We start from the raw sequence: 21,129 nt of genomic DNA on the forward strand, positions 1-21,129 counted from the left end.
TTCCGCTGAATGCGCGCAGAGACCCTGATCGTGCGTCCGTGATTCTGCTGCCGGGTGGCGGAGAGGGAGGGATTCGAACCCTCGATACAGCTTGAGACCGTATGACGCTTTAGCAAAGCGTTGCCTTCAGCCACTCGGCCACCTCTCCGGTGCGAGCCTTATGCATCTATTTGCTCGGGCTGGTCAATTTGGAAGCGCGTGTTTTCGCTCGAATATTCCCAGTGATTTGCGAAACGAGACGGGCTTGCGCTCCGACGAGGGCATGGCGCTGAATTTGCGAGGAAATTCAGAGATGCAGAGAAGGACTAGCACCCCTGCATCCTGGCTCGCCGAGCTGTTTCGGCCGATCATCCCGCGGCCGTAACCTCCTTATAGAGAGTGATGGAGAGCGTGACCCGGCGCCCGGGGCATTGCAACGGGCCCGCTTGCGTCGGATTGCGGGGCGGGGGAGGCGGTCGATGCTTGCCCATGAGTCTCCTTCTGATTCCACGATTCGAGCGCCTCAAAGCTGGTTTAAGGCGAGGTCTCGCGCGCCGCGCCTCATGTGGGGAACTTTGATGGCGTTTGGAACCGCCTAGAAAAACACCAACGTCAACAAAGGGTTACGAGAGCGGTTTGATCACATCTACGTGTTATTTGTGCAACACCCATCGGAAAACACGCTTTACCGGCCCGTTTCGGAGCGTTCTCTTGTTGTGTGTGCAAGGACGTTCGGTAATTGTGACTGAGCGACGGAGGGGGGCATCCCGAGGTCGTCCCGTTTAGGTCGTTCGCTTAAGTCCCTCGCGTTCATGCGGGTGTGTCCGAAGGCGCGAAGGGGCCCAAAGCGGTGATTTAGAGGGGGTTGGGGAATTGGCCGTCCGGTCAGTGACCTTCCCTGAAGAGCAACTTGGAGGTTTAACATGAAGTTGGTTAAGAGCCTTTTGCTCGGCTCAGCGGCGGGTCTGATCGCCGTGGGCGGAGCACAGGCAGCCGATCTCCCCGTGAAGGCCAAGGCGGTCGAGTACGTGAAGATCTGCTCCCTGTACGGTGCCGGATTCTACTATATCCCGGGCACTGACACCTGCATCAAGTTCGGCGGCTATGTGCGTGCCGACTTGCTGTTTAACACGAACAGCGACTACGGCATTGGCCAGGGCGCTCCCGCCGGTGGCAACAACCGTCTGGACAACTACTACCAGACCCGCGCTCGTTTGGACTTCACCATCGATACGCGCACGGCGACCGAATATGGCGTGGTGCGCACTTACGCCGATACGGTCTTCAGCTGGGATACGCAAAGCGTCACCGGCAGCAACCCGTCGACGATTTCGGGCACGCCTAACACTTCGGCCACGCTCGGTCTGTACCATGCGTTCATCCAGTTCGCCGGCTTCACCTTCGGCCGCACGGTCTCGATCTTCGACGCGCCGTGGCAGAGCTATCCGGCTGGCGGTCCCGACTTCCTTCCGGGCGGCAGCAACAACGTCACCGGTGTGAACCAGGTCGCTTACACGGCTGACTTCGGCCAGGGCATCACCGCTTCGGTCGCGTTGCAGGATCTGACGACCGCCGCTGGCGGCCAGTCGAACCTCTGGAACGTGTCGTCGGGCACGGCCGCTCAGTTCATCACTGGCGTCTACGGTGCCAACGATTGGGGTGGCACGCGTTCGCCCGACATCGTCGGTCAGGTTCGCGTCGACCAGGCTTGGGGTCTGGCCCAGTTCTCGGTCGCGGCGCACAACATGCACACCGCCTACTATGGTACGACCGAGCTGACCGGACACCCCGACGACAAGTGGGGCTGGGCCGTGCAGGGCGCCTTGTCGATCAAGAACATCCCGACCGGCGCGGGTGACTCGATCAACTTGCAGGCCGTCTACACTGACGGTGCTTCGCGGTACAACTTCCAGAGCTTGTTCCCGCAGGCCATCTTCATCTACGGCGGCAGCAGCATCGCCTATCAGAGCATCGGCTTCGCCGGTATCGCTGATGGCGTGTTCGGTACCGCCACCGGCATCGACACGGTCAAGACCTGGGGCTTCCGCGGTGGTTATACCCACAACTGGTCTCCGAACTGGTCGTCGGGCATCTACGGTGCTTATGCATCGCTCCGCTACGGCAACACGGGCAAGGCTCTGATCTGCGCCAACTTCGCTGCTGGTCTGGCGCCTTCGGCTGGTGCGACCTGTAACCCCGACTTCAACCTCGCGGTTATCGGCGGCAACGTGGTCTGGACTCCGGTCAAGGGCCTCGCCTTCACGGCTGACGTGAGCTACGTCTGGCTCGACCAGAAGTACTCGGGCACGATCGCGGCTCCGGCGAACCTCACCGTTGCCAAGCCCGCGACCACGTACGAGCTGAAGGATCAGGGCAACCTCCAGATGCTCCTGCGCGCTCAGCGCAACTTCTAAGTTCAGTCCTGAACTGACTTCAAGGACCCCCAGCGATTTCGCTGGGGGTCTATTTTTTGCTTGTTACGTGCCATCCTCGCCCCGCGAAGGATCGCGAGCCAAGCGAGTTGGCGTCGCGCGCGAATCGGCAGACGCAGGTCATTTCGTGCCTTGCAGCGAGACGGTGCAGCCGTTGTTCTCGCCAGCAAAGGCGCCTAGAGTTTTTTCACCAGCTCACGAAAAGACCGACCCTCGTCGGGGTGCAGAACCCAATCATATGTCGCAGCAAAGCCGCAACAAGGGAGCCTCGGCTCCCTCTTCATCCCATCTGTCGGTTATTCTGGACCAGGCGATTGCGGCGCACCGTTCGGGCAATCTGGCGGAGGCAGAGCGGGCCTACACAACCATCCTGAAGGGAAGCAAAACGCAACCTGTCGCGCTGCATATGCTGGGGCTATTGCACGCGCAGAAGGGTGATTTCGCGCACGCCGAGCCATTGCTCAAGAAGGCTGCCCGCATCAATCCCGGCGATCCCCACGTTCTCTTCAACTATGCCAACGTGCTGCGCGCATTGAACAAGACAGACGATGCGCTCGCTTGGTTTGCGAAAGCGATTGCCCTGTCGCCGAACTTGGCCGATGCGCATCTCAATCGCGGAGCCATCCTGCTCGCACGGCACGAGCTTCGGGAAGCCATCGCGGAATTCGACCGCGCCATTGCGATCGCGCCGTCGAGCGCAGCGTTCGCAAATCGAGGCAGCGCGTTTCGCGAGCTCGGTCAGCTCGATGAAGCGCTTGCCAGCTACCAACGTGCCGTCGAGCTTGCACCGTCGAATCCACAGATGCATTTCGCCTTGTCTGAGGTCCTCACCCAAATGGGCCGACACGACGAAGCGATCGGAGCGCTCGAAAGAACTGTCGCGCTGAACAAGGCTTTCCCCTTCGCGTTGAGCAAGCTCGTTGATTTCAGGCGGAAGCGCGCCGACTGGCGCAGTTTCGAACGTGAACAGGCCGGCCTGGACGAGGCCGTCGAATCCGGCGTGGCGGTCGATCCCTTCACGTTCCTTCATGCTTCGTCGTCTCCCGCACTCGAATTGGCCTGTGCGAAGGTATTTGTCGCCATCGTCGCTCCGGAGCGAGATCCCGCGAGACCCAGAACGCCGTCACCGGCTGCCCGGCTGCGGATCGCATACCTGTCTGCCGATTTTCGCAATCACGCCACCGCGAATCTGATGGCCGGAGTTTTCGAGGAGCACGACCGCGCGCGTTTCGACATCACCGCCATCTCCTACGGACCGGATGACGGCAGCAAGATGCGCGACCGCCTGAAGGCGGCATTCGAACGCTTCGAAGACGGCAGCCATCTCACCGACGAGGACGTGGTGGAGCTGATACGCCAGCTCGACATTGAGGTTCTCGTCGATCTCGGAGGCTTCACTGCAGGCGCGAGGCCGAAAATTCTTGCGCGCCGGGCGGCTCCCATCCAGGTCAACTATCTCGGCTTTCCCGGCACGATGGGCGCTTCCTATATCGACTACATCATGGCGGACCGGATCGTCATTCCCGAAGGCGAGCAGAAGCACTACGCCGAGAAGGTGATCTATCTCCCCCATACCTATCAGGCGACCGACGCGCGGCGGCCGCTCCCGGCAAATGGACCGCCCCGTAGTGAGGTCGGACTGCCGGACGATGCATTCGTCTACTGCGGGTTCAACAGAACGTCCAAGATCACGCCCCCACTGTTCGACGTCTGGATGAGGTTGCTTGCCAAAACCGCCGGCAGCGTTCTCTGGCTGCTTGATGGGGACCCGATCGCCAGGGAGAACCTGAGGCGTGAAGCCGTTGCGCGCGGCATCGCCGCCGAGAGAATCGTGTTCGCCCCACAGGTCCCAGCCGACCAACACTTGGCGCGCCACCGGCTCGCGGACCTATTCCTGGACACATTGCCATACAATGCTCATACCGCGACCAGCGACGCCCTTTGGGCTGGCTTGCCAGTCCTGACTTGCCTCGGCACCGCCTTTCCGGGACGTGTTGCCGCCAGTCTCCTGAACGCGGTCGGCCTTCCCGAGCTGGTGACGCGATCGCTGGATGAATATGAGGGCTTGGCGCTTCGGATCGCGCATGATTCCGAACTTCGAACCGCACTCGCGAGCAAGCTGGCGACACATCGGTCCACCTGGCCTTTGTTCGATACTGTCGGCATGACCCGACACTTGGAAAAGGCCTTCGTTGAGACGTGGCGCCGGCATTGCGCCGGCGAAGCGCCGGCCTCGTTTGCCGTTTAGACATTTCGTTATGAGGCCGCCTTGGCGCGACACCTCATGTCATTCCATCCATGGTCTTCACTGCATATGACTGACAACGAACCCGACCTTCTGAACAATCTCCTCCGGCCGGAAAGGCTGACCTCGGTGGTCGATGTCGGGGCCAATCCGATCGATGGCGAGCCGCCTTACAAGGCGATGCTGCAACGACGACTTTGCACGGTCGTCGGCTTTGAACCGCAGGAGGAGGCGCTCGTAGAGCTCAACGCCCGCAAGAGCGACCTCGAGAGCTATTATCACTATGTCATCGGAAATGGGCACAAGGCAAAGCTGCGTCTTTGCAGGCTGCCAGGGATGACAAGCTTGCTGCTCCCGGATCAGAATGCGCTGTCGCATTTCGTGAAATTTTCCGAATGGGGCAGTGTGGTCAGCGAACATCCGGTCCAGACCCGCCGGCTCGACGATATTGCCGAAATTCGGCATCTGGATTTTCTAAAAATCGACGTTCAGGGCTCGGAACTCGCAGTGTTCGGAGGCGCGCGGCAAAAGCTGAAGCAGGCGGTCGTCATCGAAACGGAGGTTTCGTTTCTTTGCCTCTACAAGGACCAGCCGACGTTCGGAGACATCGATGCCGAATTGCGCAAGCAGGGGTTCGTTCCCCACGCCTTTACGGCAGTCAAACAGCGCATGATCGCTCCATTGAGCGACCCGTCCAATCCTCATGCGGCTATGAACCAGCTACTCGAGGCCGATATCGTCTATGTACGAAACTTCATGCGGCCGGCCGACATGACGGTCGAGCAGCTCAAGCATCTGGCAATGATCTCTCATCATTGCTACCGCTCATTCGACCTTGCTGCGAACTGCATTCACCACCTGATTGCGCGGAAGTCGATCCCTGATCAGTCGATCCACGACTACATGGCGTCCATCCCGCTTCCGCAACGCTGACCTGAGCTGGTCGTGCCGGGGGTCAGAGGCATTCGGACGGGATCGCTGCTCCGGCCGTCGCTGCCGCTGCCAAGCCGGCTGCGGTGCATGGGCCAGAGGGGGCTCTATTCCACGCTGCCGGCGCCGCGGCGCAGATCGGCTTCGATCTGCAAGCGGGTGCCGCCGCCGAAGCGGGCGCGATAGACCTGAAGGTTCTCCATGATCCGCTGTACATAGTTGCGTGTCTCGGAGAACGGAATCAGCTCGACCCAGTCGACGGCGTCGACCTTAGGGTCGCGTGGATCGCCGTAACGCTCGACCCACTTCTTCACGCTGCCGCGGCCGGCATTGTAGGCGGCGAAGGTCATGATGTAGGAGCCGCGGTAATCCTCGAGCAGTCCGCCGAGCTCGGCCGAGCCGAGCGTGGCGTTGTAGACGGAGTCGTTCTTCAGCCGCCCCAGGTCGTAGGTTGCGCCGTGGCGCTTGCAGACGTAGCGGGCGGCATCCGGCGTCACCTGCATCAGCCCGTAGGCCTGCGCCGGCGACACCACCGACGGGTTGAATGCGCTCTCCTGCCGCGCAATCGCATAGACGATGCTGCGCTCGACCTCGGGGCCGATCGGCGTGAACTGAGGAATGCCGTTGACGGGGTAGGCGTAGAAGTCGAACGGCAGGCCGCGGTTGAGCGCGGCCTTGCCGACCAGCAGCATGCCGCGCGCATCGCTGTAGCGCTGCGCCAGCTCGCCGAGGCCGGCAAGCGCTTCGGGATCGCCGTTCTCCCCCATGTCCGCGAGCATGGGCACCGCGAGCTCGCGCTCATCGAGCTCGTAGAGCAGTTGCGCGGCGCGCACGATCTCGAGCCGCTCGGCGCCGCGGCCGCGCGGCTGGCTGTTGAGCTCGATCTGCGGCAGGCCGAGCTTTGCGCGTGCAAGCTGGCCGTAATAGCTGGTCGATTGCTCGGCCGCCCGCGCATAGGCGTTGCGCGCCTCCTGCTGCCGGCCCATCGCCTCGGCAGCGCGGCCCTGCCAATAGCCGGCACGCGCCAGCGTGGTCGGATTGACGCTGCCGACGCCGATGCGGGCAAAGTGCTGGGCGGCGGTCGCGGGATCGTTGAGGAAACGCAGCGCGATCCACCCGGCGGTGAACTCCTGCTCGGTCTTGTAGATGTCGCGCGAGGGCAGGGCGGCGTCGCGCGCGATCAGATAGGCGCTGCGGAATTCCTCGGTGTCGATCATCTTGCGCGCCAGCAGGCGCCGCTCGATCCACCATTCATCGAGATTGTGGAGGCGACCCGGATCCTTCGGCGCGGACAGCATCAGCTGGGCGGCTTCAGTGAACTTCTCCTCGCGACGCAGGAGCTGGATCTTGCTGAAGATGAAGCCGGGATCGCCGTGCAGCTCGCGCGGCACGGCATCGAGCAGCGCCCGCGCGTTCGGCGCCTTCTTGACCGCGGCGATACGGGCCTTGGCGAGCGCGACATAGCCGGCGCCGAGACGCTTGGCGGCGCGCAGCGCCGCCTCGTTCTCGCTGCCGTAGAGCAGGTTGTCCATCCGCGCTTTCTGGTCGCCCGGCGTGAGCAGGGCGCCGAACTGGTCGAGCGCGCTGTTCTCGGTGTCCTCCGACATCGGATCGCTGCGCCAGGCCTCGCGCACCAGCCGCTCGGCATTGGCGCGGTCGCCACGCGCCAGCATCGCCCTGGCGAGCGTGAAGCGGCCCTTGGCGGAGATCGGAGACTCGTTCTCGAACCACGACCACGCGACCGACTCGTCGCGCCTGTCGTCCCACATCGCGGCCTCAAGGCGCCGGCGCAGGAAGGTCTGCGACGGCCAGCTCGGATTGGCTGAGAGGAAGGCGCGATAGCGTTCCACAGTCGCGCCGTTGTCCTCGCTGCGCAGGATGATCCATTCGGCGAGCTTTCGCGCGACGGGATCGGAGATGCCGGCCGCGGCATTGGTGGCGTCGCCGGCCTTGCGCTTGCGCACGAGCTCGATGACGCTCTCCAGCGTGTCCTTATCGGCCTGCGAGGTCGAGGACGTCGCAGCGACGGCGGCCGGGATGACCGGCTTGCGCGGCGCTGCATGCTGCCGGGTTGCAGGCGCCAGCATGGGAGCTGCGGCCGGTCTGGCTGGGGCTGGCGCAGTCGGTTTGATGGTGGCGGTCACGGCCGGGGCGGGGGCTGCCCTGGATGGCGCGCCGCTCGCAGGCGATGCTGTCTTAGGTGCAGCTGCAGGGGCCGTGGCCGCAGGTTTGGGCTTGTCCTTCGCCGGTTCCTTGCTGGCGTTCTTGCCGGCGTCCGGCTTCTTCGCAGCGTCCTTGGCGGGGGTGCCAGGCGCACCCTTGCTCGCAGCCTTCGCAGCGTCCTTGCCGGTTCCCTTGGCTGCGTCCTTCGCTGTTTCCTTGGTCGATCCCTTGGTCGCGCCCTTCGGCGCGTCCTTGGCGCCTGGCTTGGCGGGATCCTTGGTCTCCGCGGCCGTCTCGTTGGACTTCTCGGTGGACTTGGCGAGGGCGGCGCAGCCCATCGACAGCCCGGCCATCAGGCACACGGCCAGGCTCAGGGATCGCCATGCGGCGCGAGCAGAGGAGGTCACGGCGTTTCGTCGCCCCGAATCAGTGAAGTGGCTTAAGACCTAGCTGAATTTGCTTGAATATGCGGAGAAAATACCAACAGCCGCTTACCTCGGGCCGATTTGCACCAGCACCGCGGCAAAATCGCGGCCTAATCCCGGCCTCGCACCGAACCGGGCCTTTTACCGGCCGGTTAGACCCGATATGAAGGGGGCTTGCTCAAGAGATCGCCGCGTACGGAGGAAGTCCATGGCAGCCAAGACGAAATTCCGAGGCTCGTTCACCGCCTTGGTCACGCCGTTCAAGAACGGCTCGGTGGACGAGGCGGCGTTCCGCTCCCTGGTCAACTGGCAGATTTCCGAGGGCACCAATGGCCTCGTTCCGGTCGGCACCACCGGCGAAAGCCCGACGCTCAGCCATGACGAGCACAAGAAGGTCGTGGAATGGTGCATCGCTGAAGCCAAGGGCCGCGTGCCCGTCATCGCCGGCGCCGGCTCCAACTCGACCAAGGAAGCGATCGAGCTCTCCCAGCACGCCGAAAAGGCGGGCGCCGACGCCGTGCTGATCGTCACGCCCTATTACAACAAGCCGACGCAAGAGGGCATGTACCAGCACTTCAAGGCGATCAACGATGCGATCGGCATTCCGATCATCATCTACAACATCCCGCCGCGCTCGGTGATCGACATGTCGGTCGACACCATGAAGCGGCTGTGGGAGCTGAAGAACATCGCCGGGGTCAAGGACGCCACCGCCAGCATGGTCCGCGTGTCGCAGCAGCGCGCGGCGATGGGCGAGGATTTCAACCAGCTCTCGGGCGAGGACGCCACCATCATCGGCTACATGGCCCATGGCGGCCATGGCTGCATCTCGGTGACCTCGAACGTCGCGCCGCGCCTGTGCTCGGAGTTCCACGCGGCTTGGCAGAAGGGCGACACCAAGACGGCGCTCGCGATCCACGACAAGCTGATGCCGCTGCACAACAACCTCTTCATCGAGAGCAATCCGGCGCCGATCAAGTATGCGATGTCGCTGCTCGGCAAGCTGGACGAGACGCTGCGGCTGCCGATGGTTCCGGTGTCCGAGCCGACGCGGATTGCCGTGCGCAGCGCGATGGTTCACGCCGGCCTGGTCAACTGACGCATTAGACGTTCGGGGGAGCCTTTCATGAGCGTGGAGGAAAAGGGCGCGCGGATGCTCAAGGAGTTCCGCGAGTTCGCCATGAAGGGCAACGTCGTCGATCTCGCGGTCGGCGTCATCATCGGCGCGGCCTTCGGCGGCATCGTCACCTCGCTGGTCGGTGACATCATCATGCCGATCATCGGCGCCGTCACCGGTGGCCTCGACTTCTCGAACTACTTCATCCCCTTGTCGAAGGCGGTCACCGCCAGCAACTTAGCGGATGCGAAAAAGCAAGGCGCCGTACTTGCTTACGGCAGCTTCCTGACGCTGACGATCAACTTCATCATCGTCGCCTTCGTGTTATTCCTGGTGATCCGCGCGATGAACACGCTGAAGCGCAAGGAGGAGGCGGCGCCCGCCGCTCCGCCGAAGCCGTCGGCCGAGGTCGCGCTGCTGACTGAGATCCGCGATCTCCTCAAGAAGTGACGCGCCCACTTCATCCGAACTGTTAGAATCCGAGCGCATCTCGATCAGGTTTGCCCGTCATGGCCGATAAGAACGAACGTCCGATCAAGGTGATGGCGGAAAATCGCAAGGCGCGCTTCAACTACGCCATCGAGGACACGATCGAGGCGGGCATTGCGCTGACCGGCACCGAGGTCAAGTCGATCCGCAACGGCAAGAGCACGATCGCCGAATCCTATGCCGATTCCAAGGACGGCGAGATCTGGCTAATCAACGCCACCATTCCCGAATACCTGCAAGGCAACCGCTTCAACCACGAGCCCAAGCGGCCGCGAAAGCTGCTGCTCCACCGCCGCCAGATCAACAAGCTGATCGGCGCGGTCGATCGCGAGGGCATGACGCTGATCCCGCTCAAGCTTTACTTCAACGAGCGCGGCCGGGCCAAGCTGCAGCTGGCGGTTGCGAAGGGCAAGAAGCTGCACGACAAGCGCGAATCCGAGAAGAAGCGCGACTGGAGCCGGGAGAAGGGCCGGCTGCTGCGGGCGAGGGGATGACAAGATGAATCAACGGAACCTGCTCGAGGTCGACTGGAGCCAGATTCCCGCGCCTTCCGACGACGGCGCCGCTGCGCATCTTGAGGGCATGACGTTGCCGCCGATCGGCCTGCGCGCGACCGACGACACATCGGTCACGCTGTCGGCGCTGCGCGGCCGCACCGTGGTGTTCGCCTATCCCCGCACCGGCGAACCCGGCAAGATCGCGCTGGTCGACGATTGGGACATGATCCCGGGGGCGCGCGGCTGCACGCCCCAGACCTGCGCATTCCGCGATCTCTTCGCCGAGCTGAAGGCCGCCGGCGCCGCGCACGTGTTCGGCCTCTCGACCCAGAGCAACGACTACCAGATCGAGATGGCTTCGCGCCTGCATCTGCCTTTCCCGGTGCTCTCGGACGAGAAGCTGGCGCTGACGCGCGCCCTAGATTTGCCGACCATGGAGGTCGCGGGCCTGACGCTGATCAAGCGCCTCGCGCTTGTTATCGACGACGCCAGGATCACGCACGTGTTCTATCCGGTGTTTCCGCCCGACCGGAACGCCGGCGACGTGCTGGCCTGGCTCAAGGCGAATCCCGTCAATAGCTAATCGAGATCCGCCTTTACCTTCGCGAACACGGACCTGAACATGTCCGGCGTCAGCACGCCGGTGTTCGTGTTGTAACGGGAGCAGTGATAGCTGTCGTAGAGCCTGAACGCGCCGGCCTGATGCACCGCGCCGTGGCCGAAGGGGGCTTGCGAGGCCTTCAGGTTCAGCGGCTTGAGCACGCTATCGTGCGCAATCCGCCCGAGCGCGACGATCGCGCGTAGGTTCGGCATCGTCGCGAGATTGGCCACGAGGAACTGACGGCAGGTGCTGATCTCGATCGGCAGCGGCTTGTTCTGCGGCGGCACGCAATGCACGGCATTGGCGATCCGGCAATCGACGAGTTTCAGGCCGTCGTCCGGGCGCGCCTGATAAGTGCCCCTGGCAAAGCCGTATTCGATCAGCGTGGCATAGAGCAGGTCGCCGGCATAATCGCCAGTGAACGGCCGCCCCGTGCGGTTGGCGCCCTGCATTCCCGGGGCGAGGCCGACGATCAGGAGGCGGGCCTTGATGTCGCCGAAGGGCGCAACCGGCGCATTGTGCCACGATGGCTCGCGCGCGCGGTTCGCCTCGCGGAAGGCGACCAGGCGCGGGCAGAGCGGGCAGTCACGGTCGGGAACGATTGTGAGAGGCTGGCGGCTTGACCGGGCCGTCTCACTCCTCGAAGTCGTCATCGCCCCTCGGCGCCATCGTGGTCGCGCGCTGGAGGAATTGCGGGGCGTGGTGACGTTCGCCGCGCTCGCCGCGGTCACGCGGGGCGGGGCGCTCGGACGGATCGCGGCCGAGCTTGGATTGCAGCTCGACGAGGTCGGTGAAGACGTCGGCCTGGCGGCGCAGCTCGTCGGCAATCATCGGCGGCTGGCTGGCGATGGTGGAGACCACCGTGACCCTTACGCCGCGGCGCTGGACGGCCTCGACCAGGGAGCGGAAGTCGCCGTCACCCGAGAACAGCACCATCTGGTCGATGTGCTCGGCGAGCTCCATGGCGTCGACGGCGAGCTCGATGTCCATGTTGCCCTTCACCTTGCGGCGGCCGGAGGCGTCGATGAATTCCTTAGTCGCCTTGGTGACGACGGTGTAGCCGTTGTAGTCCAGCCAGTCGATCAGCGGCCGGATCGAGGAGTATTCCTGGTCTTCGATGATGGCGGTGTAATAGAACGCCCGCAACAACGTGCCGCGGCTCTGAAACTCCTTCAGCAGGCGCTTATAGTCGATGTCAAAGCCGAGGGTTTTCGCCGTCGCGTAGAGATTGGCCCCGTCGATGAAGAGCGCGATCTTGTTGGTAGGAGAAGGTGACATTCAGTTGCTCGCGTAGTTTTCGTGATTGATCGTTTTTTGTTGGCGCGGCGACAGTAGGCCGCGCAGTTCTAGAGTGCCGCAGAGACCCGTCGAAACCGCAAATCCGGAGAAGTCGGGGCAATCAAGGTATAGTTATGGCGGACTTGCATACACCCCGGAGCCGCCCCCAACGGCAGCCCGGAAAACCACCCGTCCCAGCCCCAATGTGGGGGTATCAGAGCCGTTTGGCGAGGCCAAATCACAAAATGGTCTTGCGAAACCGTCCCGGCCCCTATAACTAGCCCCAATCATCCACATAATTCGTCCCACCCACAACGGAGCGACAGTCCATGGCTCGCGTCACCGTAGAAGATTGTATCGACAAGGTCGACAACCGGTTTGACTTGGTCCTGCTGGCCGCCCACCGTGCTCGCATGATCTCGTCCGGTTCACAACTAACGGTTGACCGCGATAACGACAAGAACCCTGTTGTGTCTTTGCGCGAAATTGCCGAGACGACGATCTCGCCGGAGGACCTCCGCGAGGAGCTGGTCCACTCGCTCCAGAAGTTCGTCGAGGTGGACGAGCCCGAGCCGGATACGGTGCCGCTGATCGGTTCCGCGGGCGCAAGCGTCGATGCCGACGACACCGAGGTCGCCGTGGAGCGCATGACCGAAGAGGAGCTGCTGAAGGGCCTGGAAGGCCTTGCGCCTCCCGAGGAGCAGCCCGAGGAAGACGAGTAATTCCTCCATCGCGATCATCGACTTCTTGTGATCATATCAAAGGCCCGGACAATCGTTCGGGCCTTTGCTTTTGTTGACCTTTTCGTGGTTACCATAGCGCTGTCGGTTGGCGCTTTGCCCTGTCACTGAATTGATCGGACACGAGCGCGATCGGAGCTAGGATGTATGCAACGGGCCGCCTCAAGCCCGTTTGAAGGCAGGACGGCATGGTATATCGGCGCCGCAGATCCACGCAGATGCAGGCCGCAACCGAATCGGTTGCCGTGGCCCCGACTGCGCCGGTCGCGCGCCCCGCCAGGCCCCGCGCCCGCATGATGCGTCAATATGACCTCGTCGAGCGCGTCAGGTCCTACAATCCGAACACCAACGAAGACCTGCTGAACCGGGCCTACGTCTACGCCATGAAAGCCCATGGCTCGCAGACCCGCGCCTCGGGCGATCCGTATTTCTCGCACCCGCTCGAAGTGGCAGCGATTCTCACCGACCTCAAGCTCGACGACGCCACCATCGTGGCCGCGCTGCTGCACGACACGATCGAGGACACTGAGGCGACGCGGGCCGAGATCGACCAGATCTTCGGACCCGAAATCGGCGCGCTGGTCGAGGGGCTGACCAAGCTGAAGCGGCTCGAGCTGGTCTCGCGCGAGGCCAAGCAGGCCGAGAACCTGCGCAAATTGTTGCTAGCCATTGCCGACGATGTCCGCGTGCTTCTGGTCAAGCTCGCCGACCGCCTGCACAACATGCGCACGCTGGATTTCGTGCCGACGGAATCGCGCCGGCGCATCGCCGAGGAGACGCTCGACATCTACGCACCGCTGGCGGGGCGCATGGGCATGCAGGAAATGCGCGAGGAGCTGGAGGATCTGTCCTTCCGCACCCTCGATCCCGAAGCCTATTCGGTGGTGATGCAACGGCTCGACGCGCTCGCCGAGCGCAACCGCAACCTGATCGGCGAGATCGAGGACCAGCTCTCCAACAATCTGCGCCACCGGGGCTTGGGGGCGCGGGTCTATGGCCGGCGCAAGAAGCCGTTCTCGATCTGGACCAAGATGGAGCGCAAGTCGGTCGGCTTCGAGCAATTGTCCGACATCTTCGGCTTCCGCCTCGTCGTCAGCGACATCGAGGCCTGCTATCGCGCGCTAGGGATCGTCCACACCACCTGGCCGGTCGTGCCCGGACGCTTCAAGGACTACATCTCGACGCCGAAGCAGAACGATTACCGCTCGATCCACACCACCGTGATCGGCCCCGGCAACCAGCGCGTCGAGCTCCAGATCCGCACCGAGGAAATGGACCAGATAGCCGAGCGCGGCATCGCCGCGCACGTCTTCTACAAGGAGGGCGTGGGGTCGCCGACCGAATACCTCAAGCGCGAGTCCAACGCGTTCGCCTGGCTGCGCCACACCATCGGCATCCTCTCGGAAAGCGCGAACCCGGAGGAATTCCTCGAGCACACCAAGCTCGAGCTGTTCCACGACCAGGTGTTCTGCTTCACCCCCAAGGGCAAGCTGATCGCGCTGCCGCGCCATGCCAACGTGATCGACTTCGCCTATGCGGTGCACACCGACGTCGGCAACAGCGCGGTGGGCTGCAAGATCAACGGCAAGTTCGCGCCGCTGTCCTCGGAGCTTCAGAACGGCGACGAGGTCGAGGTGCTGACCTCGGAGGCGCAGTCCGCGCCGCCCTCGGCCTGGGAGACGCTGGCCGTCACCGGCAAGGCGCGCGCCGCGATCCGCCGCGCCACGCGCACCGCGGTGCGCGATCAATATGTCGGCCTCGGCCGGCGCATCGTCGAGCGCCTGTTCGAGCGCGCCAAGATCGAATACGCCGACGACAAGCTCAAGGGCGCGCTGCCGCGGCTCGCGCGCACCTCGATCGAGGACGTCATGGCGGCGGTCGGGCGCGGCGAGATCAAGGCCTCCCATGTCGCGCGTGCGATGTACCCGGATTACAAGGAGGAGCGCATCGCGCGCTACGGCGTCAAGAAGGGGCTCGCCGCCAAGCTCAAGGAGAAGGGGATCTCCGAGCCGTCGCGCAGCGCGGTCGCGATCCCGATCCGCGGCATCAATTCCGACCTTCCGGTGAAGTTCGCGCCGAACGGCGGCGCGGTCCCTGGCGATCGCATCGTCGGCATCGTCACGCCGGGCGAGGGCATCACGATCTACCCGATCCAGGCGCCGGCGCTGAAGGATTTCGAGGAGGAGCCGGAGCGCTGGCTCGACGTCCGCTGGGACATCGAGGACTCCGCGCCGCAGCGCTTCCCGGCCCGCATCAAGGTCGAGAACGTCAACGAGCCCGGCGCGCTGGCGCAGATCGCGACCGTGATCGCCGAGCACGACGGCAACATCGACAATATCAGCATGCAGCGCCGCTCGCCCGATTTCACGGAAACGACGATCGATCTCGAAGTCTACGATTTGAAGCACCTCAGCGCGATCCTGGCCCAGCTGCGCGCGAAGGCGGTCGTCGCCAAAGTCGAACGTGTTAATGGATGATGCTCGTCGTTGCCGGGCTTGACCCGGCAACCCATCTCTTCAAAGAAGATGGATGCGCGGGTCGAGCCCGCGCATGACGAGTTGGGAAATGTCACTTCGCGAGTCCTGAAATGCCCGCTTCGAAGCTCCGCCTCGGCGTCAATATCGATCACGTCGCAACCGTGCGTAACGCGCGCGGCGGCCGCCATCCCGATCCGGTGCGCGCCGCGCTGCTGGCGATCGAGGCCGGCGCTGACGGTATCACCGCACATTTGCGCGAGGACCGCCGACACATCCGCGACGAGGACATGGCGCGCCTGAAGGCGGAGATCTCCAAGCCGCTCAATTTCGAGATGGCCGCGACGGACGACATGATGCGGATCTCGCTCGCCACCAAGCCGCACGCGGTGTGCCTCGTGCCGGAGCGGCGCCAGGAGGTGACGACCGAAGGCGGGTTGGACGTGGTCGGCCAGCACAACGCGCTCGCTCCCTATATCGCGCGGCTGAGCGAGGCCGGCATCCGCGTCTCGCTGTTCATTGCGGCCGATCCCGCCCAGATCGAGATGGCGGCACGGCTGCGCGCGCCCGTGATCGAGATCCACACCGGCGCCTGGTGCGACGCCGTCGTCGATGGCCACACCGACAAGGCCGAGGCCGAATGGCAGCGGATCGTGGCAGGGGCGAAGCTGGCGAAGGACGCGGGGCTGGAGGTTCACGCCGGTCACGGGCTGGACTATGCGACGGCGGAGAAGATCGCGGGCTTGCCAGAGATCATGGAGCTGAACATCGGCTATTACATGATCGGCGAGGCGCTGTTCGTGGGGCTGGCCGAGACCGTGCGCAGCATGCGCGCGGCGATGGATCGCGGCCGGAGCCGGGCATGATCATCGGAATCGGCTCCGACCTGGTCGACATCACCCGCGTGGCCAAGGTGATCGACCGCCATGGCGAGCGGTTCCTCGACCGCATCTTCACCGCCGCCGAGCGGGCCAAGGCGGAGCGGCGGGCCAAGAACGAGAAGATGGTGGTGGCGACCTACGCCAAGCGCTTCGCCGCCAAGGAGGCCTGCTCCAAGGCGCTCGGCACCGGCATCAGGCGTGGCGTCTGGTGGCGCGACATGGGGGTGGTCAACCTGCCGGGCGGGCGGCCGACCATGCAGCTGACCGGCGGAGCCCTGGCCCGGCTCCAGGCCCTGACGCCGGAGGGATTCGAGGCGCGGATCGACGTTTCGATCACCGACGACTGGCCGCTGGCGCAGGCCTTTGTCATCATTTCGGCCGTGCCGCTGGCGAAGCCCTGACGCGATCCGGTCGATTTTATAATTCGCCTTTGAAATCAATATCTTATTCAGTTTTGATGCGATCCTTGATTGCGTGACCTCCGACAACCGTCTAAAAGTCCGCCGACGCAAATCAGCTTGGGCGAATTCGGCTTTACGCCGGAATTGGCCCTCAGGATCAGAATCAGGACAATCTCCGTGGGCCGCGAAGCAATGGGCTGTTCGCGCCAGGAGGGCGCTCTGTGACCGCCGGCCGGAATTGAGAGAGCAATGAGCGTGACTTCAGGAACGAAAACCGAGAGCGGCGTCGGCGAAACGATCCGAGTCGTCATTCATGCTCTCCTGATCGCGCTCGTGATCCGCACCTTCCTGTTTCAGCCCTTCAACATCCCGTCCGGCTCGATGAAGGCGACGTTGCTGGTCGGCGACTATCTGTTCGTCTCGAAATATTCCTACGGCTACAGCCATTATTCGATTCCGTTCTCGCCGCCGCTGTTCTCGGGACGGATCTGGGGCTCGGACCCGACCCGTGGCGACATCGTCGTGTTCCGCCTGCCGAAGGACGATTCCACCGACTACATCAAGCGCGTGATCGGGCTTCCCGGCGACCGCGTCCAGATGCGGGACGGGCTGCTCTACATCAACGATACGCCCGTCGAGCGGCAGCGCATGAGCGAATATGTCGGCGAGGACCCCTGCGGCTCGGAGGGCGGCGGCATCTCCCGGGTGAAGCGCTGGAAGGAGACGCTGCCGAACGGCGTGTCCTATGAGACGCTGGACTGCGCGGACAACGGCTACATGGACAACACCAACGTCTATACCGTGCCGCCCGGCCACTTCTTCATGATGGGGGACAACCGCGACAACTCCACCGATAGCCGCTTTCAAGGTCAGGTGGGCTACGTCTCGCAGGAGCACTTGATCGGCCGCGCCCAGATGATCTTCTTCTCCATCGCTGAAGGCGAGCACGCCTGGATGTTCTGGCGCTGGCCGTGGTCGGTGCGCTGGAATCGCTTCTTCAAAATTGTCCGATGAAAGACGAAGCCAAGGACATCGCGACCCAATCGATCGAGGCGCAGGCGGGCCCCGAAGGGGAAGCCGCGACCAAGTCGCCTGCAAACAAGACGTCCGCAGACAGGACATCTGCCGGCAAGCCGCCGGCCAAGAAGAAGCGAGCGCGGAGCAGCAAGGCCAAGGGCACGGACGCGAACGCGGCGCTCGAGGCGCGCATCGGCCACAGCTTTGCCGACCCGAACCTGCTGATGCAGGCGATCACGCATGTCTCGGCCCTGAAGTCCGGGCGCAAGCGCGGCGACAGCTATCAGCGGCTGGAATTCCTCGGCGACCACGTGCTCGGGCTCGTCGTATCCGACATGCTCTATCACGCCTTCCCGAACGCCGACGAAGGCGAGCTGTCCAAGCGGCTTGCCGAGCTCGTGCGCAAGGAGAGCTGCGCGGACGTCGCCAAGTCGCTCGGTCTCGTCGACGACATCAAGCTGGGCTCGGTCGGCTCCAGTGCCGATGCCCGCCTGCGCAAATCTATCCTCGGCGACATCTGCGAGGCTGTGATCGGCGCCATCTACCTCGATGGCGGCCATGCGGCGGCTGCCGAATTCGTCAAGCGCAACTGGACCGAGCGGATGCACAAGCCGCGTCGTCCCTTGCGCGATCCCAAGACCGTGCTGCAGGAATGGGCGCAAGGCAAGGGATTGCCGACGCCTGTCTATCGCGAAGTCGAGCGCACCGGCCCGCATCACGATCCGCAGTTCCGTGTCGCCGTCGATCTGCCGGGCCTGGCGCCGGCCGAGGGTATCGGCGGCAGCAAACGCGCGGCAGAGAAGGTGGCAGCGTCAGTGATGATCGAACGCGAAGGTGTCGGCGGCGGCAATGACGGTTGAAGCAAGCGGCGAGGCACCCAGCGCGACGCGCTGCGGTTTCGTCGCGCTGATCGGCGCGCCGAATGTCGGCAAGTCGACGCTGGTCAACGCGCTGGTCGGCGCCAAGGTCACGATCGTCTCGCGCAAGGTGCAGACCACGCGCGCGCTGATCCGCGGCATCGTCATCGAGAACAACGCGCAAATCATCCTGGTCGACACGCCCGGAATCTTCTCGCCCAAGCGCCGGCTCGACCGCGCCATGGTCTCGACCGCCTGGAGCGGGGCGCATGATGCCGATCTCGTCTGCGTGCTGCTCGATGCCAAGACCGGGATCGACGAGGAGGCGGAGGCGATCCTCGCCAAGGCGGCCAGCGTCAATCACGACAAGATCCTCGTCATCAACAAGGTCGATCTGGTCCAGCGCGAGAAGCTTTTGGCGCTGGCGCAGGCCGCCAACGAGCGCATGACGTTCGCAAGGACCTTCATGATCTCGGCGATCTCGGGCGACGGCGTCGACGACATCCGCAAGACGCTCGCGGACATGGTGCCGCCGGGCCCGTTCCTCTATCCTGAGGACCAGATGTCGGATGCGCCGATGCGGCAGCTGGCGGCCGAGATCACCCGCGAGAAGATCTATCAGAAGCTGCACCAGGAATTGCCGTACCAGTCCACGGTCGAGACCGACAAGTGGGAGGAGCGCAAGGATCATTCGGTGCGGATCGAGCAGACCATCTATGTCGAGCGCGAAAGCCAGCGCAAGATCGTGCTCGGCAAGGGCGGCGCCACCATCAAGTCGATCGGCGCTGACTCGCGGAAAGAGCTGATGCAGATCCTGGACGTGCCCGTGCACCTGTTCCTGTTCGTCAAGGTGCGTGAGAACTGGGGCGACGATCCCGATCGCTACCGCGAGATGGGCCTGGATTTCCCAAAAGAATAACAAAAGAAAAGATCGGCATTCGATGAGCCTACCCGCCAACGTCCAGCGCTTTGAAGCGCTGCTCTATGCATCGTTGATGCTGGATGCCGTCTCGGTCGCCGTGCAGGACCGCACGCCCAATGCCGAGGTGACCGAGCAGATGATCATGACCGGGACGCTGCTCGCCGGGGGCATGATCCTGCTGCTGCTCTATTTCGTGAGGCTGGCCGCGCATCATCGCAAGAACTGGCCGCGCTTTGTGCTCGCGGCGGCCCTCGTGTTGTCGGTGATCTCGCTCGGCCAGATCATCGGGGAGAAGGGACTGGAGCTCGACAGCGCCATCGAGATCGTCTCCTGCGCGCTGACGACGATGGGCCTGTATTTCTCTTTCAGCGGCGACGCCCAGGGCTGGTTCGACGCGTGACGTCTCGCGCGATGCCGTAGGGTGGATTAGCGAAGCGTAATCCACCAACTAACCAAATTGGTGTGCGTGGGTAGTTGGCGGATTACGCCTTCGGCTAATCCGCCCTACGATCGCGTGCCGGAATGCGCTAGACTTCCTCCCATGGAATGGACCGACGAAGGCATCGTGCTGGGCGTGCGGCGGCATGGCGAGTCTAGCGCCATCGTCGAGCTGTTGACGCGCGCGCATGGCCGGCATCTCGGCCTCGTCCGCGGCGGGGCCGGCTCGCGGATGCGGCCGCTGCTGCAGCCGGGGAACAGCGTCAGTGCGGTGTGGCGGGCGCGGCTCGACGAGCATCTCGGTACTTACGCGATCGAGGGATTGAAGCTGCGCGCGGCGACGCTGCTGGCATCGTCCCACGGCGTCTACGGCGTCACCCATCTCGCCTCGATCGCGCGGCTGTTGCCGGAGCGCGATCCGCACGAAGACATCTTTGCACTGCTCGAGCATTCGCTCGACGATTTCGACGACATCGGCAGCGCGGCCGTGCACCTGATCCATTTCGAGCTGGCGATGCTCGCCGAGCTGGGCTTTGGCCTGGCGCTGGACAATTGTGCCGTGACCGGCGAGACCACGGACCTGATCTATGTCTCGCCGAAATCAGGTGGTGCAGTATCGCGCGGCGCCGGCGAGCCGTGGCGCGACCGGCTGTTGCGCCTGCCGCCGTTCCTGCGCCAGGGCGAAACCGCGGGCGATCTCACCGAACAGGATCTCCAGGACGGCTTTCGGCTCACCGGCCTGTTCCTGCTCCGTCACGTGCTGGAGCCGCGCGGCCAAGGCCATTCCGATGCGAGGGCCGGCTTCATCAACGCCTTGATGCGGCAGCAGGCGAAGGCGGCGATACCTGCGCCATGACGCAAGAGCCGTCCAGCCTTGCGCACCGGCATGGAACAAAATCGGACCGAGCGGAATTGCCGCCTGAGGTTCCACATCGGGGGACAGCCCAAATGTTGATCAGGGGATTCGCCTTGTCCGCGACGCTGCTTGCGTTCGCGCCCGACGCCATGGCCGGTGAGCCGCAGCCCGGGGTATTTCGCCGGGCCTCGTGCACGGTGGTGCGATACTACGTGGCGAAATATTCCGCTGCCGCCGCAGAGACATGGGCGCGGTCCCATGGCGCGACCGAGGCCGAGATCGAGGCCGCCCGCCGTTGCCTGACCAATGCGCCGGCGCCTGCGCAAACACCTGGTCCAGCCCCAACCCAGACCGTCACGGCCGGCTGGGCAGGCTAGCAGGCCGCCC

The 21,129-nt window shown here is 63.9% G+C and carries 20 protein-coding genes and 1 tRNA gene; 17 read left to right on the forward strand and 4 right to left on the reverse strand.

Going from position 1 to position 21,129, the window contains the following annotated elements:
• Nucleotides 1–55: 55 nt before the first annotated feature.
• Nucleotides 56–148, reverse strand: a tRNA-Ser gene (locus tag HZZ16_RS26795).
• Between the two features lie 754 nt (nucleotides 149–902).
• On the opposite strand from HZZ16_RS26795, the gene HZZ16_RS26800 reads away from it, so the two are divergent.
• The 3 genes from HZZ16_RS26800 to HZZ16_RS26810 all read left to right on the forward strand — a co-directional run bounded on the left by HZZ16_RS26800 (nucleotide 903) and on the right by HZZ16_RS26810 (nucleotide 5,589).
• Nucleotides 903–2,393: a porin gene (locus tag HZZ16_RS26800; protein ID WP_197952835.1), complete on the forward strand. Its 1,491-nt coding sequence runs from the start codon at nucleotides 903–905 to the stop codon at nucleotides 2,391–2,393.
• A 256-nt stretch (nucleotides 2,394–2,649) separates the two neighbouring features.
• Nucleotides 2,650–4,659 carry an O-linked N-acetylglucosamine transferase, SPINDLY family protein gene (locus tag HZZ16_RS26805; protein ID WP_197952836.1) on the forward strand — a complete coding sequence of 670 codons (2,010 nt, stop codon included), beginning with the start codon at nucleotides 2,650–2,652 and terminating at the stop codon, nucleotides 4,657–4,659.
• Between the two features lie 66 nt (nucleotides 4,660–4,725).
• A complete protein-coding gene (locus HZZ16_RS26810; RefSeq protein WP_197952837.1) occupies nucleotides 4,726–5,589 on the forward strand; it encodes an FkbM family methyltransferase in 864 nt (287 codons plus the stop codon).
• Nucleotides 5,590–5,693: 104 nt separating this feature from the next.
• Here the strand turns inward: HZZ16_RS26810 and HZZ16_RS26815 are convergent, their stop codons facing one another.
• A complete protein-coding gene (locus HZZ16_RS26815) occupies nucleotides 5,694–8,102 on the reverse strand; it encodes a transglycosylase SLT domain-containing protein (protein WP_197952912.1) in 2,409 nt (802 codons plus the stop codon).
• Between the two features lie 280 nt (nucleotides 8,103–8,382).
• Here HZZ16_RS26815 and dapA point away from each other — a divergent pair, with 280 nt between their 5' ends.
• From dapA to HZZ16_RS26835, 4 genes are read left to right on the forward strand one after another with little or no spacing between them, the layout of a single operon-like run.
• On the forward strand, nucleotides 8,383–9,273 hold the full coding sequence (gene dapA, locus HZZ16_RS26820) for a 4-hydroxy-tetrahydrodipicolinate synthase (protein ID WP_197952838.1): 891 nt from the start codon (nucleotides 8,383–8,385) through the stop codon (nucleotides 9,271–9,273).
• Nucleotides 9,274–9,327: 54 nt separating this feature from the next.
• Entirely contained in the window at nucleotides 9,328–9,741 is a 414-nt protein-coding gene (mscL, locus tag HZZ16_RS26825) for a large conductance mechanosensitive channel protein MscL (RefSeq protein WP_197952913.1), read from the forward strand.
• A gap of 59 nt (nucleotides 9,742–9,800) precedes the next feature.
• Nucleotides 9,801–10,274 (forward strand): SsrA-binding protein SmpB, encoded by a 474-nt coding sequence (gene smpB, locus HZZ16_RS26830; protein ID WP_197952839.1) that lies wholly within the window; start codon nucleotides 9,801–9,803, stop codon nucleotides 10,272–10,274.
• 4 nt (nucleotides 10,275–10,278) lie between these two features.
• Nucleotides 10,279–10,860 (forward strand): peroxiredoxin, encoded by a 582-nt coding sequence (locus tag HZZ16_RS26835; protein WP_197952840.1) that lies wholly within the window; start codon nucleotides 10,279–10,281, stop codon nucleotides 10,858–10,860.
• Here HZZ16_RS26835 and HZZ16_RS26840 read toward each other — a convergent pair.
• Together HZZ16_RS26840 and HZZ16_RS26845 are read right to left on the reverse strand one after the other, a co-directional pair.
• A complete protein-coding gene (locus HZZ16_RS26840) occupies nucleotides 10,857–11,531 on the reverse strand; it encodes a uracil-DNA glycosylase (RefSeq protein ID WP_197952841.1) in 675 nt (224 codons plus the stop codon). The two genes, HZZ16_RS26835 and HZZ16_RS26840, sit on opposite strands and share 4 nt — an antisense overlap.
• The gene (locus HZZ16_RS26845; protein WP_025036724.1) at nucleotides 11,512–12,156 is read right to left on the reverse strand and encodes a LabA-like NYN domain-containing protein; all 645 of its coding nucleotides are present in this window, start codon (nucleotides 12,154–12,156) and stop codon (nucleotides 11,512–11,514) included. Before HZZ16_RS26845 ends, HZZ16_RS26840 begins: the two co-directional genes overlap by 20 nt.
• A 329-nt stretch (nucleotides 12,157–12,485) precedes the next feature.
• On the opposite strand from HZZ16_RS26845, the gene rpoZ reads away from it, so the two are divergent.
• The 10 genes from rpoZ to HZZ16_RS26895 all read left to right on the forward strand — a co-directional run bounded on the left by rpoZ (nucleotide 12,486) and on the right by HZZ16_RS26895 (nucleotide 21,119).
• A complete protein-coding gene (gene rpoZ / locus HZZ16_RS26850; RefSeq protein WP_007603391.1) occupies nucleotides 12,486–12,878 on the forward strand; it encodes a DNA-directed RNA polymerase subunit omega in 393 nt (130 codons plus the stop codon).
• A gap of 206 nt (nucleotides 12,879–13,084) precedes the next feature.
• Nucleotides 13,085–15,373, forward strand: a complete 2,289-nt coding sequence (locus HZZ16_RS26855) for a RelA/SpoT family protein (RefSeq protein ID WP_197952842.1) — start codon at nucleotides 13,085–13,087, stop codon at nucleotides 15,371–15,373.
• A gap of 110 nt (nucleotides 15,374–15,483) precedes the next feature.
• A complete protein-coding gene (locus HZZ16_RS26860) occupies nucleotides 15,484–16,236 on the forward strand; it encodes a pyridoxine 5'-phosphate synthase (RefSeq protein WP_197952843.1) in 753 nt (250 codons plus the stop codon).
• Nucleotides 16,233–16,652 (forward strand): holo-ACP synthase, encoded by a 420-nt coding sequence (gene acpS, locus HZZ16_RS26865; protein WP_197952844.1) that lies wholly within the window; start codon nucleotides 16,233–16,235, stop codon nucleotides 16,650–16,652. The genes HZZ16_RS26860 and acpS overlap by 4 nt, the downstream gene beginning before the upstream one ends.
• Before the next feature lie 249 nt (nucleotides 16,653–16,901).
• Nucleotides 16,902–17,666 carry a signal peptidase I gene (lepB, locus tag HZZ16_RS26870; RefSeq protein WP_197952845.1) on the forward strand — a complete coding sequence of 255 codons (765 nt, stop codon included), beginning with the start codon at nucleotides 16,902–16,904 and terminating at the stop codon, nucleotides 17,664–17,666.
• Nucleotides 17,663–18,529 carry a ribonuclease III gene (rnc, locus tag HZZ16_RS26875; protein ID WP_197952846.1) on the forward strand — a complete coding sequence of 289 codons (867 nt, stop codon included), beginning with the start codon at nucleotides 17,663–17,665 and terminating at the stop codon, nucleotides 18,527–18,529. The genes lepB and rnc overlap by 4 nt, the downstream gene beginning before the upstream one ends.
• On the forward strand, nucleotides 18,519–19,445 hold the full coding sequence (gene era, locus HZZ16_RS26880) for a GTPase Era (protein WP_197952847.1): 927 nt from the start codon (nucleotides 18,519–18,521) through the stop codon (nucleotides 19,443–19,445). Before rnc ends, era begins: the two co-directional genes overlap by 11 nt.
• Nucleotides 19,446–19,467: 22 nt before the next feature.
• Nucleotides 19,468–19,848 carry a hypothetical protein gene (locus HZZ16_RS26885; protein ID WP_197952848.1) on the forward strand — a complete coding sequence of 127 codons (381 nt, stop codon included), beginning with the start codon at nucleotides 19,468–19,470 and terminating at the stop codon, nucleotides 19,846–19,848.
• A gap of 141 nt (nucleotides 19,849–19,989) precedes the next feature.
• Nucleotides 19,990–20,742 (forward strand): DNA repair protein RecO, encoded by a 753-nt coding sequence (recO, locus tag HZZ16_RS26890; RefSeq protein ID WP_197952849.1) that lies wholly within the window; start codon nucleotides 19,990–19,992, stop codon nucleotides 20,740–20,742.
• Between the two features lie 92 nt (nucleotides 20,743–20,834).
• On the forward strand, nucleotides 20,835–21,119 hold the full coding sequence (locus HZZ16_RS26895; RefSeq protein WP_197952850.1) for a hypothetical protein: 285 nt from the start codon (nucleotides 20,835–20,837) through the stop codon (nucleotides 21,117–21,119).
• Nucleotides 21,120–21,129: the final 10 nt, after the last annotated feature.

Source organism: Bradyrhizobium glycinis, from assembly GCF_016031655.1.
Lineage (GTDB): Bacteria > Pseudomonadota > Alphaproteobacteria > Rhizobiales > Xanthobacteraceae > Bradyrhizobium > Bradyrhizobium glycinis.